Genomic DNA, 13,559 nt, shown 5'->3' with positions numbered 1-13,559 from the left:
GAAGCGGCAGTGGACGAGGCAAGCCCAGCACCAGGCAAGCAGCAGCACACGAAGGAGTTTCCGTGACACCCCCCGCCGGACCCGTCGGCCCCGACCGGCCCCAGCCCGTCACCCTCCCGCTGCCGACCTTCGGCCCGCCCGTCGAGTCCGCGGCCGGCACCGGCGGCTGCGGTGACGGCTGCGGCTGCGGCGACGCCCACGACGCGTACGAACTCGACCCGCTGGAGTGCGGTCTCGACCCGGACCTCGCCGCGCTGATCCTCGACGCCGGGCTGGACCCGGTCCAGGTCGAGGACATCGCGCACATGGCGATCGAGGAGGACCTCGACCAGGGCGTGGACGTCACGACGCTGGCGACCGTGCCGGAGGAGGCGTTCTCCACCGGGGACTTCACCGCCCGCGAGGCCGGCACCGTGGCGGGGCTGCGGGTGGCCGAGGCGGTGCTCTCGGTGGTGTGCACCGACGAGTTCGAGGTGGAGCGGCACGTCGAGGACGGCGACCGGGTCGCCGCCGGGCAGAAGCTGCTGACGGTCCGCACCCGCACCCGCGACCTGCTCACCGCCGAGCGCAGCGCGCTGAACCTGCTGTGCCGGCTGTCCGGCATCGCGACCGCCACCCGCGCCTGGGCCGACGCCCTGGAGGGCACCCGGACCCAGGTGCGCGACACCCGCAAGACCACGCCGGGCCTGCGCGCGCTGGAGAAGTACGCGGTGCGCTGCGGCGGGGGCACCAACCACCGGATGTCGCTGTCGGACGCGGCCCTGGTCAAGGACAACCACGTGGTCGCCGCGGGCGGCGTGGCGGCGGCCTTCAACCGGGTGCGCGAGGAGTTCCCCGACGTGCCCATCGAGGTCGAGGTGGACACCCTGCACCAGGTGCGCGAGGTGATCGAGGCCGGCGCGGACCTGATCCTGCTGGACAACTTCACGCCCGCCGAGACCGCCGAGGCGGTCGCCGTCGTCGGCGGCCGGGCGCTGCTGGAGTCCTCCGGCCGACTCACGGTGGGCAACGCGCGCGCGTACGCCGACACGGGGGTCAACTTCCTGGCGGTCGGGGCGCTCACCCACTCCTCCCCGATCCTCGACATCGGCCTCGACCTGCGAGCGGAAGCGTAGAGCCGGATGCTGCTCACCATCGACGTCGGCAACACCCACACCGTGCTCGGGCTCTTCGACGGCGAGGAGATCGTCGAGCACTGGCGGATCTCCACCGATCCGCGGCGCACTGCCGACGAGCTGGCGGTCCTGCTCCAGGGCCTGATGGGCATGCATCCGCTGCTCGGCGACCTCGGTGACGGCATCGACGGCATCGCGATCTGCTCCACGGTGCCGTCGGTCCTGCACGAGCTGCGCGAGGTGACCCGTCGGTACTACGGCGACGTGCCCGCGATCCTCGTGGAGCCCGGCGTCAAGACCGGCGTGCCGATCCTGGTCGACCACCCCAAGGAGGTCGGCTCCGACCGGATCATCAACTCGCTCGCCGCCGTCCACCTCTACGGCGGCCCGTGCATCGTGGTGGACTTCGGCACCGCCACCACCTTCGACGCCGTCTCCGCGCGCGGCGAGTACGTGGGCGGCGCGATCGCTCCCGGCATCGAGATCTCCGTCGACGCGCTCGGCATGCGCGGCGCGCAGCTGCGCAAGATCGAGCTGGCCCGGCCGCGCAGCGTCATCGGCAAGAACACCATCGAGGCCATGCAGTCCGGCATCCTCTACGGCTTCGCGGGGCAGGCCGACGGGATCGCCGAGCGGATGGCCCGCGAACTGGCCGACGACCCCGACGACGTGACCGTGATCGCCACCGGCGGCCTCGCCCCCCTCGTCCTGGGCGAGGCGTCCCTCATCGACGCCCACGAGCCGTGGCTCACCCTCATCGGGCTGCGCCTGGTCTACGCACGCAACGCCCCGTCGACCGCCTGACGCCGCTTCCCCGCGAGTCGCGCGGCGATACGTGAGGTTTGTCCGTTTAACGATTAATGTCCATGCATGCCAACGCCACATGGAAACCGAGGGGGAATGGCGTTCAGCGCGGACGAGGTGCGCGTGCTGCGGCGCGCGCTCACGGAGGTGCTGGGCCCGCACAGGAAGGCCGGGGTGCCCACCTTGGTGGTCGCACCACGCCCCGCGGAGTACGTACAGGACTGCCTGCGGCTCGCGAACGGCCTGGAGGACGCGGTACAGGAGGCGGGCCGGATGCGCTCCTTCCTGCTGGCCGAGCTGTACCGCTACCGCGAGGCGCTGCCCGGCGCGGCGACCGGATATCTGGACCGCCTCACCGCCGCGCTCGCCGGCGGCTACCTGCCCGGTCCCGACGACCTCGCCGCCCTGCGCCGGCTGCGCGCCCTGCCCAGCGGAACCCCGGAGCACCACCGCCGCACCGCCCTGCTGCGCCGCTGCGAAACCCTCGCGGAGAACGACGTACGCCAGCGTCTGGAGGCCCACATGCCCGCCCCGCGCCGCCTGCTGACCCTGCCCCTGCCGGCCACCGCCCTCGCGGTCGCGGCCGGCGACGCCGACAAGCCGAAGCCCCGGCCGGTGCCGGCCGCCAAGCCCAAGCCGGGTACTCCGCCGCCGCCCGCGGAGCCCCGCGACCCGGGCCGCCGCACCCCCACTCCCGCCGAGATCTGGCCGCCGAACCGCCGGGACCGCAAACCGGACGAGGCCCGCTCCGCCTAGCCGGAAAGGGGGTGGCTACGCTGGGCGGCATGGACTACATCTCGGCCATCGTGCCGCCGCTGGTGATGGCGGTGCTCTTCACGTTCCTGATCGTCACCATCGTCAAGAACCAGGGCGGCGCCAACAAGGCCAAGGAGGACGCGGCCGTGGACGCCGCCTTCGCCGCGGCCGAGGCCGCCCGGGCCGCCCGGGCCGCCACCCCCGAAGAGCACTGACCGGTCGGGTGCGCCGCGGCCCGGCGCACCCGGCCCCCTGCTCGCTTTCCCCCGCTCTTCCCCCACCGCTCCGCCGCCCCCGCCGCCGTGCGGACGTCGCGAGGAGTCCGCGAAGAGTGGTAATTACGACATTCGTCGCGTTCCGCCCGTATTATTTCCGGTGTGCCCCGACCACTCGGAGATCTCGAAGACGCCGTGATGACCCGGGTGTGGGAGTGGAACCGCGCGGTCACGGTTCGTGAGGTTCTGGAGGACCTCTCACGGGACCGTTCCATCGCCTACACGACGGTGATGACCGTAATGGACAACCTTCGCCAGAAGGGCTGGCTGCGCCGCGAGGCGGAAGGCCGCGCATATCGCTATGAGGCGGTATCGACGCGGGCCGCATACTCGGCCGCACTGATGAACGAAGCCTGGGCGGCGAGCGACAACCCCGCCGAGGCGCTCGTCCACTTCTTCGGCATGATGTCCCCGGAACAGCGCGAAGCCGTACGGGACGCATTGCGCATCATCCAGTCCGTCGACCCCTCCGGTCCGACGGATCACGAAGGACGATAGCGTCCGGGCATGCCCCTGATGTCGAATGACGTGACCATCCGCCGCGCCCGTACCGGCGATGTCCCCGCTCTGCGGCTCCTGCTGGACTCCTATGCCAGGGACGGCATCCTCCTGGACAAGGCCACCGTGACCCTTTATGAGGACATCCAGGAGTTCTGGGTCGCCGAACGCGACGAGGACGCGGATGTGGTCGCCTGCGGCGCGCTGCACGTCATGTGGGAGGACCTGGCCGAGGTCAGGACGCTCGCCGTGCACCGTTCACTGCGCGGGGCCGGCGTCGGGCACCAGTTGCTGGCGAAGTTGCTGCACACCGCGGGCTGGCTCGGCGTCAGGCGTATTTTCTGCCTCACCTTCGAAGTCGACTTCTTCGCCCGGCACGGGTTCGTGGAGATCGGCGAGACCCCGGTGGACGGCGATGTCTTCGGCGAGCTGCTGCGTTCCAATGACGAGGGCGTCGCCGAGTTCCTCGACCTGGAGCGCGTGAAACCCAACACCTTGGGTAACAGTCGGATGCTGCTGCAACTTTGAGGACCGGTATGTCCGGATCGCGCGGGCATCGGGGGTGCCACTTCGCGCAAGGGGTTTGTGTTTTCCGGTGAAAGGCGCTTTGCTTTTACCGTTAATCCGTTTTCGATGAAAGGGAAGCCGGTGGCACAGAAGGTTCAGGTCCTTCTTGTGGACGACCTCGACGGTGGCGAGGCCGACGAGACCGTGACGTTCGCACTCGACGGAGTGACGTACGAGATCGACCTCACGACGGAGAATGCCGACAAGCTGCGCGGGCTGCTCAACCCGTACACGGACAGTGGCCGCCGCACCGGTGGTCGTGCCGGACGCGGGCGCACCAAGGCCGTGCGGGCTGCCGGCGGCTCCGGTCAGGACACCGCCAAGATCCGCGCGTGGGCCAAGGAGAAGGGCTACGAGGTCAACGACCGCGGCCGTGTCCCCGCGACCATCCGCGAGGCGTACGAGAAGGCCCACGGCTGATCGGGGCAGCGCGCCCGCAGCGTGACGCGGTGGCAGGCGGTCGCCAGTGCCGCCACCAGCGTGGTGAGGCCCACGGTGCCCTGGGGCCCGTCGGTCTCCGGCGTGATGCGCAGCGCGGGCACGGTCGACTCCACGTCGATCCCCGGCCGAGGGGGCCGCAGCCACACCGGTGCGGATCGGTCGTACGCGGCCTCCCTGCGGCCCCACTCGGGGTGCGCGGGGGCCCGCAGGCTCTGCCCGGTGCCCAGCGCGGCGAGGTCCAGCCCGATCCCGTCCCACTCCAGCCACTCCAGCAGCCCGGGCAGCTCCTCCGCCGTCCCGGCGGCGACCAGCAGCCGGACGCGGTGACCGTCCAGCGCGACCGGCCCGAGCTGCCCCGGGCGGCAGAAGCGGCTCAGCATCGCGAAGCCCGCCTCCGCCGGCACATCGAGCGCGTCGAACCGCACCCCCGTGACCAGTGCCGGGGGCGGACCGCCGGCCAGCGGCCACTCCAGCTCGTGCTCGTACCAGCCCATGCCGTGTCAACGCCGGCGCCGTATCGTGGTTACGTGCCGTCCGGTGGCACGTACGCGCGGTGATCAGGGCGGGGGCGGTTCCGGACCGGCCGGCGGGGCGGAAGCGCCGGGACGACGCGCGCGGGTGTTCGCCCGTAGCGCACAGCCGGGTGCCCGCATCGGGTGGATTAACGGCCACCGAGGGTAAGAAGTACCTAGTGAGAAGGGCTGGTGTTCGAGCAGGCGGGGCGGGCGTTCGCCACGGGCGTACTGATTAAGGGGGCATTCGCCTGGCCTGCGGGAACATCGTCTCGCACCATCGAGGTTGTGGGAGTGACGTCAGCCGGTTGCGCGGCTTTCCTCGCGAGAGCGGGGGTGATTCGTGAGCGGCGCCGCTGTGCGGGACTAGCATGCGGAAGGACAGGGAGGGGACCGACCCCTCACTGCCCGACCGCTCTGAGGAGCGATTAACGATGTTCGAGAGGTTCACCGACCGCGCGCGGCGGGTTGTCGTCCTGGCTCAGGAAGAAGCCCGGATGCTCAACCACAACTACATCGGCACCGAGCACATCCTCCTGGGCCTGATCCACGAGGGTGAGGGTGTCGCCGCTAAGGCCCTGGAGAGCCTCGGGATTTCTCTTGAGGCGGTCCGCCAGCAGGTGGAGGAGATCATCGGTCAGGGGCAGCAGGCCCCGTCCGGCCACATCCCCTTCACTCCTCGTGCCAAGAAGGTGCTGGAGCTGTCGCTCCGCGAGGCCCTTCAGCTCGGCCACAACTACATCGGCACCGAGCACATCCTGCTCGGCCTGATCCGCGAGGGCGAGGGCGTGGCCGCCCAGGTCCTGGTGAAGCTGGGTGCCGACCTCAACCGGGTCAGGCAGCAGGTCATCCAGCTGCTGTCCGGTTACTCCGGCAGCAAGGAGTCGGCCACGGCCGGCGGGCCCGCCGAGGGCACCCCCTCGACCTCGCTCGTCCTGGACCAGTTCGGCCGCAACCTCACGCAGGCCGCTCGTGAGACCAAGCTCGACCCGGTGATCGGGCGCGAGAAGGAGATCGAGCGGGTCATGCAGGTGCTGTCCCGCCGGACCAAGAACAACCCGGTGCTCATCGGCGAGCCCGGTGTCGGCAAGACCGCCGTCGTGGAGGGTCTGGCCCAGGCGATCGTCAAGGGCGAGGTGCCCGAGACGCTGAAGGACAAGCAGCTCTACACGCTGGACCTCGGCGCCCTGGTGGCCGGCTCGCGGTACCGCGGTGACTTCGAGGAGCGCCTGAAGAAGGTGCTCAAGGAGATCCGCACCCGCGGCGACATCATCCTGTTCATCGACGAGCTGCACACGCTGGTGGGCGCCGGCGCGGCCGAGGGCGCGATCGACGCGGCCTCGATCCTGAAGCCGATGCTGGCCCGCGGCGAGCTGCAGACCATCGGTGCCACCACGCTGGACGAGTACCGCAAGTACCTGGAGAAGGACGCCGCCCTCGAGCGCCGCTTCCAGCCCATCCAGGTCGCGGAGCCGTCGCTGCCGCACACCATCGAGATCCTCAAGGGCCTGCGGGACCGGTACGAAGCCCACCACCGCGTCTCCATCACCGACGAGGCCCTGGTGCAGGCGGCCACGCTGGCCGACCGCTACATCTCGGACCGGTTCCTGCCGGACAAGGCGATCGACCTGATCGACGAGGCGGGCTCGCGGATGCGCATCCGCCGGATGACCGCGCCGCCGGACCTGCGCGAGTTCGACGAGAAGATCGCCGAGGTGCGCCGGGAGAAGGAGTCCGCGATCGACTCGCAGGACTTCGAGAAGGCCGCGTCCCTGCGGGACAACGAGAAGCAGCTCCTCGCCGCGAAGTCCAAGCGCGAGAAGGAGTGGAAGGCCGGCGACATGGACGTCGTCGCGGAGGTCGACGGCGAGCTGATCGCCGAGGTCCTGGCCACCGCCACCGGCATCCCGGTCTTCAAGCTGACCGAGGAGGAGTCCACCCGGCTGCTGCACATGGAGGACGAGCTCCACAAGCGGATCATCGGGCAGGTGGACGCGGTCAAGGCGCTGTCGAAGGCGATCCGCCGTACCCGTGCCGGCCTGAAGGACCCCAAGCGTCCCGGTGGCTCGTTCATCTTCGCCGGCCCGTCCGGCGTCGGTAAGACCGAGCTGTCCAAGGCGCTGGCGGAGTTCCTCTTCGGCGACGAGGACGCGCTGATCTCGCTCGACATGTCCGAGTTCAGCGAGAAGCACACCGTCTCGCGGCTGTTCGGCTCCCCGCCCGGCTACGTCGGGTACGAGGAGGGCGGCCAGCTCACCGAGAAGGTGCGGCGCAAGCCGTTCTCGGTCGTGCTCTTCGACGAGGTCGAGAAGGCCCACCCGGACATCTTCAACAGCCTGTTGCAGATCCTGGAGGACGGTCGGCTGACCGACTCCCAGGGCCGCGTGGTGGACTTCAAGAACACCGTCATCATCATGACCACCAACCTCGGTACCCGGGACATCTCCAAGGGCTTCAACCTGGGCTTCGCCGCCCAGGGCGACACCAAGTCCGGGTACGAGCGGATGAAGAACAAGGTCAGCGACGAGCTCAAGCAGCACTTCCGCCCCGAGTTCCTCAACCGTGTGGACGACGTGATCGTCTTCCCGCAGCTCAGCCAGGAGGACATCCTCCAGATCGTCGACCTGATGATCGGCGCGGTGGACGAGCGGCTGCGCGACCGCGACATGGGGATCGAGCTGAGCATGGAGGCGAAGGAACTCCTCTCCAAGCACGGCTACGACCCGGTGATGGGCGCGCGCCCGCTGCGCCGCACCATCCAGCGCGAGATCGAGGACTCGCTCTCCGAGAAGATCCTCTTCGGCGAGCTGCGCCCGGGCCACATCGTCGTCGTGGACGTCGAGGGCGAGGGCGAGAACGCGAAGTTCACCTTCCGCGGCGAGGAGAAGGTCACCGTGGCCGACGCCCCGCCCGTGGAGGCGGCCGGCGGCGCGCCGAACCTCTCCAAGGAGTAGCGCTGCGCTCGGCCTGAGCGGAGCCCACCCGGCCCCGGCCCCCGTAAGGGGAGCCGGGGCCGGGTCTTTTCGTGCGCGAGGTCATGTCCGGCGGCGGGGGCGAATGTCGACGGTGACGCGGGACGCGAGGGCATCGGCGTTCTGGACATCCGCGGCCTGCCTGCCACTGGTCACCGGTTCGGTGAGGCGAGTGAGTGCCGCGAATGGGGCCGGATCGAGCGACCGGATCGGCTGGTGCACGCTGCCAGGCGACTCAAGCCGCAGGGCGGGGCCCGGCGGCAGGGGAGGGGGAGGAAGGCTGCGGGGAGGCGGCGGGCACGGCGCGGTCAGCCCTCGTAGCGCACGCTCGAGTCATCTCCGCGGGGGGCGCCGATCAGGAGGTGGCCACCGGTCGCGGTCCTGGGCTGAAGGGTCAGGGAGACGGTGTGGGTCGTGCTGGTGGCGCGGGAGGCCTCCGCGCCGGCCTCGACGACCCACGCCTTGACGCCGCCGCGGCCGGTCCTGGTGCGCTGCAACTCCACGGTGAACTCCATGTGGATCTCGCCGACCTCGAAGCGGACCTCGGCGCCGGTGCCGCGTACCGCGCCCTCCATGAGCCCGGCCCGGACCGCCTCGACGGCGTCGGCCAGTTCCATGCCGGTCACTGCCTGCACGGGTTCGTCCTGTGCGGTCATGGTTCCGCCCCCCTTTTCGGCCCGGGCCGGCGGGCCCGGGAAGCACTCGCAGAAAGCCGTCCCCACGGTAGTGCCGGTGAGGTGTCCCACGTGACGTGGACCACTTACTAACGGAAATAGTGGGCGGCCCGCGGGGGTGGGCGCCCGGGTATGCAGGTTCGGGCAATTCGGACAGAACATACTTTTCCACCTACGAATGATCGTAGTAACGGGGGTCCTTGTCAGCGTCCGGAATGTCGGGTTACCAAGGATTCGCGACGAACCGCTGCCGGATTCGCCGCTCCCCCATCCAGTGAGGTCATTTCTTCATGCGCAAGAACTCCACGACGCAGAACCGCACCCCGAAGACCGTCACCCGCGGCCGGGTCGCCGTAGTGGGCGCCGGTCTGGTGGCGGCGCTCGCCCTGGGCTCTACGGCGGCGTTCGCCGCCACGTCGCACTCCTCCTCCCAGGACGCCGCGGGCTTCATGTCGGCCCGGACGGTCGCCAGCGTCTCCGACGCCGTGCACGCGCAGGCGGTCGGCCAGCAGACCGCCGCGGCCAAGGCCGAGGCGAAGGCCGCGGCCGACGCGAAGGCCAAGGCGGCCAAGGCGAAGGCCGAGGCGGCCGCGAAGAAGAAGGCGAAGGCCAAGGCCGCCGCCCACCGCAAGGCGCTCCACGCGTCGTGGGTCACCCCCACCACCGGCTACAAGCTGGGCGCGGGATACGCGCAGGCCGGCCCGCACTGGATCCACAAGCACTCCGGCCAGGACTTCGTCGTCAACAGCGGCACCACCGTCCGCGCCGCGCACGGCGGCACCGTCGTGACGGCCGGCTGGGGTGGCGCCTACGGCAACAACATCGTGATCAAGAACGGCTCGCACCTGTACACGCAGTACGGGCACCTGTCGCACATAGGCGTGCACGTCGGCGAGCACGTGAACACCGCCGAGAAGATCGGCCTGTCCGGCTCCACCGGCAACTCGACCGGCCCGCACCTGCACTTCGAGGTCCGGACCACGCCGTACTACGGCTCCTCGGTCGAGCCGCTGCACTTCCTGCGCGCCCACGGCGTCAACCCGTAAGGCGGCGACGACACCCGATCAAGGGACCCGGCCATCGGGTCCCGCCCCGGCGGCCGGCCTCAGTTCGTGACGAGGTCGGCGTCCGCCTGGGCGAGCAGGTCCAGGGCGACCTCGAGGACGGCTGCGCGCTTCTCCTCGGGGTCGCCCTCGACGTTCTGGGTGGCGTGCATGCCCGCGTGCATCGCGAAGAGCGCGGTCAGCGAGCGCACCTGCGCGGTCATCGAGGAGTCCGGTTCCTTCAGCAGCTCGCTGAGCGCGGTGATCCGCTCCCGGAAGGACTCGCCGATGGCCAGGTCGCGCACCGTGGCCTGGTTCTCCTGGAAGAACCGGAACAGGTCGGTGGCGCCCCACAGCGCGTCGCTGTACCGGCGCAGCACCTCCTGCTTGGTGGCCAGCGTGCGCGGCTGGCCCTGGGCCCAGGCGATCAGCTCGTCGACCGGGGCCGAGAGGTCCTCGGAGATGCTGAGGAGCAGGTCCTCCTTGGTCTTGAAGTGGTAGTACAGCGCGGCCTTGGTGACATCGAGGCGTTCGGCGATCTCGCGCAGCGACGTCTTCTCGTACCCCTGCTCCGCGAAGAGCTTGAGTGCGACGTCCTGGATGCGGCTGCGCGTGTCGCTGCGCCGTGCGTGGTGCGGTGTGGCCATGGCGGGTCGCTCTCCTGCTGCACTACGCGTGACCTCGGGTGGGCCACGGCGTGACGGGCGTACTCAAAGTACGGCCCCACCACGACTTTACGCACTTACTTGACGCCCGGCTAGTTACGGCCCTACCTTCCCTTCAGGACAACTAGCCGGGCGGCAAGTAAGCTCCTGCGAGCCGTGCCGCCCCTCCTTCGGGGGAAGGACCGCCAGCCATGGCACAGACCGGGACGGCCCGCAGCGAGACACCTCCCGCTGCCGCGGAACCGCGCCAGCGCAGCGTGCGGGTGGTGATGGCCGGCCTGCTGCTGGCCATGCTGCTGGCGATGCTCGACAACATGATCGTGGGCACCGCGATGCCCACCATCGTCGGCGAGCTGGGCGGCCTGAACCACCTGTCGTGGGTGGTCACCGCCTACACCCTGGCCACCGCCGCCTCCACCCCCATCTGGGGCAAGCTCGGCGACATGTACGGCCGCAAGGGAGTCTTCCTCACCTCGATCGTGCTGTTCCTGGCCGGCTCGGCGCTGTCCGGCATGTCCCGGTCGATGGACCAGCTCATCACCTTCCGGGCCGTACAGGGCCTGGGCGCCGGCGGCCTGATGGTCGGCGTGATGGCGATCATCGGCGAGCTGATCCCGCCCCGCGAGCGCGGCAAGTACCAGGGCATGATCGCCGGCGTGATGGCCGTGGCCATGATCGGCGGCCCGCTGGTCGGCGGGACGATCACCGACAACTGGGGCTGGCGCTGGAGCTTCTACATCAACCTGCCGATCGGCGCGGTCGCGCTGGCGGTGATCACGGTCGTGCTGCACCTGCCGAAGAAGAAGCCCGACGGGGCGACCCGGATCGACTACTACGGCGCGGGGCTGCTCACCGTCGCCATCACCTCGCTGGTGCTGCTCACCACCTGGGGCGGCACGCAGTACGCCTGGGGCTCCGTGCAGATCATCGGCCTGCTGCTGCTCGGCCTGGCCGCGCTGGCCGGCTTCGTGCTCGTCGAGACCCGCGTCGCCGAGCCGGTGCTGCCGCTGCGCATCTTCCGCAGCCGGAACTTCTCGCTGATCTCGGTGGTCGGCTTCCTGGTCGGCTTCACCATGTTCGGCGCGATCACCTTCCTGCCGCTGTACCAGCAGAGCGTGCAGGGTGCCTCCGCGACCAACTCCGGGCTGCTCCTGCTGCCGATGCTCCTCGCGATGATGATCGTGTCGATGGTCGCGGGGCGCCTCACCACCAGCACCGGCCGCTACAAGGTCTTCCCGATCGTCGGCGGGGTGCTGATCACCATCGGGCTCTTCCTGCTGTCGATGATGGACGTGCACACCTCCCGCACCACCTCCGGCCTCTACATGGCCGTGCTCGGCGCCGGGATGGGCTTCATCATGCAGATCACCATGCTGGTCGCGCAGAACAGCGTGGAGATGCGGGACATCGGTGTCGGCTCCTCCTCCGCGACGCTCTTCCGCACGATCGGCGGGTCCTTCGGGGTCTCCCTCTTCGGCGCCCTCTTCTCGCACCGCGTGCAGCACGAGATGGCCGCACGCCTCGGCGCGAAGGGCTCCGCCGCGATCGGCACCGGCGCCCAGCTCGACCCGAAGACGATCGCGCACCTGCCGGCGCCGGTGAAGGACGCGTACTTCCACGCGGTGGCCGCCGGTACCCACCAGGTCTTCCTCTGGGGCGCCGCGGTCAGCATCCTCGGCTTCCTCGCGGCCCTCTTCGTCATCGAAACGCCCCTCCGCGGCGCAACCCCCGAGCCCGAGGACGCCACCCCCCTCCCCGAATCCATCTGACCGCCCCCACCCGCCCCGAAAGGCCCCCGCACAGCCTTGGTCCCTCACCCGGAGAACCGGGCACCCGGGCGGGTCAGCGCGGCAACAGGAGCTGAGCGATCGCCCCGCCCCCGTCAGCCGTAGCCGCGTTGCGGAACGTGAGGCGTGCGCCGAGCACGCGGGTCTGGCCCACCGCGATGGTGAGACCCAGCCCGTGCCCGCCGCCGGAACGGTCCGTGCGGCCGGTCCGGAACCGGCTGGGCCCCTCCCGGAGGATGTCCGCCGGGAACCCCGGACCGTGGTCGCGGACCCGTACGAACGCGCCGTCGACCAGTACCTCGACCTCGGGGGCGCCGTGCCGCAGCGCGTTCGCCAGCAGATTCCCGAGCACCCGCTCCAGCCGGCGCGGGTCGGTCTGGATGACGGCGTCCTCGGCGACGAGCACCCTGGCGCCGGGCGCGAGCACGGGCACCCGGCGGCGGACGAACTCGCCGAGCGCGATCTCCTGGAGTTCGGGATGCTCGGCCGCGCCGTCCAGCCGGGCCACTTCGAGCACGTCCTCGACCAGGGTGCGCAGCGCGTGCACGCGGTCCCGGACGAGTTCGGCGGGGCGGCCGGGCGGCAGCAGTTCCGCGGCGGTGACCAGACCGGTGACCGGCGTCCGCAGTTCGTGGGCGATGTCCGCGGTGACCCGGCGCTCCGCCTCCAGCCTGAGCTGGAGCGCGTCGGCCATGCCGTCGACCGCGCGGGCGAGTTCGTCGGTCTCGTCGCGGACCCGGCGCCCGCCGATCGCCTCGCGCACCCGCACCTGGGTGTCACCGTCGGCGACCTTGCGCGCCGCCACGGCCGCCTGGCGCAGCCGGCGCGACATCCGGCCGCCGATCAGCACGCCGATCGCGGTGCCGCCGACCACCACCGCGAGGGAACCGGCGATCAGCGCCTGGTCGAGGTCGACCAGCACCGAATAGCGGTCGCTGAACGCGCTCTTGAGCGACATCACATGGTGCCCGCCGGCGGGTGTCTCGGCCCAGACCGTGGGCGCGCCACGGTGGTCGTCGTCGACGTACGTGGCGCGCTGCCCCTTGGCGGCGTAGCTCTTGAGCGCCGGGGGCAGGCCGGGGTCGTCGAGCCGGGCGTAGAACACCAGCCGGCCGGTGGTCTCGTAGATCCGCAGCGCCGACTGGATGCGCTCGTCCTGCACGTCCCGGGTGGAGTTGATCATGCTGACCCGGGCGGCGTTGTGCACGACGAGGCTGAGCGCGAGGACGACGAGGGCGGAGACCGCGGCGATGGCCGCGCTGATCTTCCAGCGCAGACCGCGGCGCAGGAGCAGCCGGCGCAGCAGCGGGTGGCGCAGGAGGGTGCGGCGGGCCCGCCGCACCGGGCGGGCGCACAGGCGGCTCAGCCCGGCGGGGACGAGGACGCGGCGCACCGGCGGGCGGGCCGTGCGGACCGGGGCGCTCCTCGGCGGTTCGCCGGCCGCTTCGTC

Annotated in this window: 14 protein-coding genes; 10 read left to right on the top strand and 4 right to left on the bottom strand. The window is 70.7% G+C overall.

Annotated elements, in window-relative coordinates; all coding sequences use genetic code 11:
• Positions 1–62: 62 nt before the first annotated feature.
• The 7 genes from nadC to C4U44_RS31520 all read left to right on the top strand — a co-directional run bounded on the left by nadC (position 63) and on the right by C4U44_RS31520 (position 4,435).
• A complete protein-coding gene (gene nadC, locus C4U44_RS31550) occupies positions 63–1,115 on the top strand; it encodes a carboxylating nicotinate-nucleotide diphosphorylase (protein ID WP_103889486.1) in 1,053 nt (350 codons plus the stop codon).
• A 6-nt stretch (positions 1,116–1,121) separates the two neighbouring features.
• Positions 1,122–1,919 carry a type III pantothenate kinase gene (locus C4U44_RS31545; protein WP_103889485.1) on the top strand — a complete coding sequence of 266 codons (798 nt, stop codon included), beginning with the start codon at positions 1,122–1,124 and terminating at the stop codon, positions 1,917–1,919.
• 96 nt (positions 1,920–2,015) lie between these two features.
• Positions 2,016–2,675, top strand: coding sequence for a hypothetical protein (locus C4U44_RS31540; protein ID WP_235032488.1), 660 nt, complete (start codon positions 2,016–2,018; stop codon positions 2,673–2,675).
• Positions 2,676–2,704: 29 nt separating this feature from the next.
• Positions 2,705–2,890 carry a hypothetical protein gene (locus tag C4U44_RS31535; protein ID WP_103889483.1) on the top strand — a complete coding sequence of 62 codons (186 nt, stop codon included), beginning with the start codon at positions 2,705–2,707 and terminating at the stop codon, positions 2,888–2,890.
• A gap of 162 nt (positions 2,891–3,052) precedes the next feature.
• The gene (locus C4U44_RS31530; RefSeq protein ID WP_103889482.1) at positions 3,053–3,448 is read left to right on the top strand and encodes a BlaI/MecI/CopY family transcriptional regulator; all 396 of its coding nucleotides are present in this window, start codon (positions 3,053–3,055) and stop codon (positions 3,446–3,448) included.
• A 9-nt stretch (positions 3,449–3,457) separates the two neighbouring features.
• Entirely contained in the window at positions 3,458–3,976 is a 519-nt protein-coding gene (locus C4U44_RS31525; RefSeq protein WP_103889481.1) for an amino-acid N-acetyltransferase, read from the top strand.
• A 120-nt stretch (positions 3,977–4,096) separates the two neighbouring features.
• The gene (locus C4U44_RS31520; RefSeq protein ID WP_103889480.1) at positions 4,097–4,435 is read left to right on the top strand and encodes a histone-like nucleoid-structuring protein Lsr2; all 339 of its coding nucleotides are present in this window, start codon (positions 4,097–4,099) and stop codon (positions 4,433–4,435) included.
• Here C4U44_RS31520 and C4U44_RS31515 read toward each other — a convergent pair.
• Positions 4,366–4,950, bottom strand: coding sequence for an SCO3374 family protein (locus C4U44_RS31515; RefSeq protein ID WP_103889479.1), 585 nt, complete (start codon positions 4,948–4,950; stop codon positions 4,366–4,368). The genes C4U44_RS31520 and C4U44_RS31515 overlap by 70 nt on opposite strands.
• 452 nt (positions 4,951–5,402) lie before the next feature.
• Between C4U44_RS31515 and C4U44_RS31505 the strand changes: the two genes are divergently transcribed.
• Positions 5,403–7,922 carry an ATP-dependent Clp protease ATP-binding subunit gene (locus C4U44_RS31505; RefSeq protein ID WP_103889478.1) on the top strand — a complete coding sequence of 840 codons (2,520 nt, stop codon included), beginning with the start codon at positions 5,403–5,405 and terminating at the stop codon, positions 7,920–7,922.
• Positions 7,923–8,248: 326 nt separating this feature from the next.
• Here the strand turns inward: C4U44_RS31505 and C4U44_RS31500 are convergent, their stop codons facing one another.
• Positions 8,249–8,596, bottom strand: a complete 348-nt coding sequence (locus tag C4U44_RS31500) for a trypco2 family protein (RefSeq protein ID WP_235032487.1) — start codon at positions 8,594–8,596, stop codon at positions 8,249–8,251.
• A gap of 308 nt (positions 8,597–8,904) precedes the next feature.
• Between C4U44_RS31500 and C4U44_RS31495 the strand changes: the two genes are divergently transcribed.
• Positions 8,905–9,660, top strand: a complete 756-nt coding sequence (locus C4U44_RS31495; protein ID WP_103889477.1) for a M23 family metallopeptidase — start codon at positions 8,905–8,907, stop codon at positions 9,658–9,660.
• A gap of 59 nt (positions 9,661–9,719) precedes the next feature.
• Here the strand turns inward: C4U44_RS31495 and C4U44_RS31490 are convergent, their stop codons facing one another.
• Positions 9,720–10,304, bottom strand: coding sequence for a TetR/AcrR family transcriptional regulator (locus tag C4U44_RS31490; protein ID WP_103889476.1), 585 nt, complete (start codon positions 10,302–10,304; stop codon positions 9,720–9,722).
• A gap of 209 nt (positions 10,305–10,513) precedes the next feature.
• Between C4U44_RS31490 and C4U44_RS31485 the strand changes: the two genes are divergently transcribed.
• Positions 10,514–12,091, top strand: coding sequence for an MDR family MFS transporter (locus tag C4U44_RS31485; RefSeq protein WP_200823471.1), 1,578 nt, complete (start codon positions 10,514–10,516; stop codon positions 12,089–12,091).
• Positions 12,092–12,164: 73 nt separating this feature from the next.
• Here the strand turns inward: C4U44_RS31485 and C4U44_RS31480 are convergent, their stop codons facing one another.
• A complete protein-coding gene (locus tag C4U44_RS31480) occupies positions 12,165–13,412 on the bottom strand; it encodes a sensor histidine kinase (RefSeq protein ID WP_103889609.1) in 1,248 nt (415 codons plus the stop codon).
• Positions 13,413–13,559 lie beyond the last annotated feature (147 nt).

The organism is Actinacidiphila yanglinensis (genome assembly GCF_900107965.1).
GTDB classification, from domain to species: Bacteria; Actinomycetota; Actinomycetes; order Streptomycetales; family Streptomycetaceae; genus Actinacidiphila; species Actinacidiphila yanglinensis.
The sequence above is the reverse complement of the archived record's forward strand: the minus strand, read 5'-3'. Positions and strand labels throughout refer to the sequence as shown.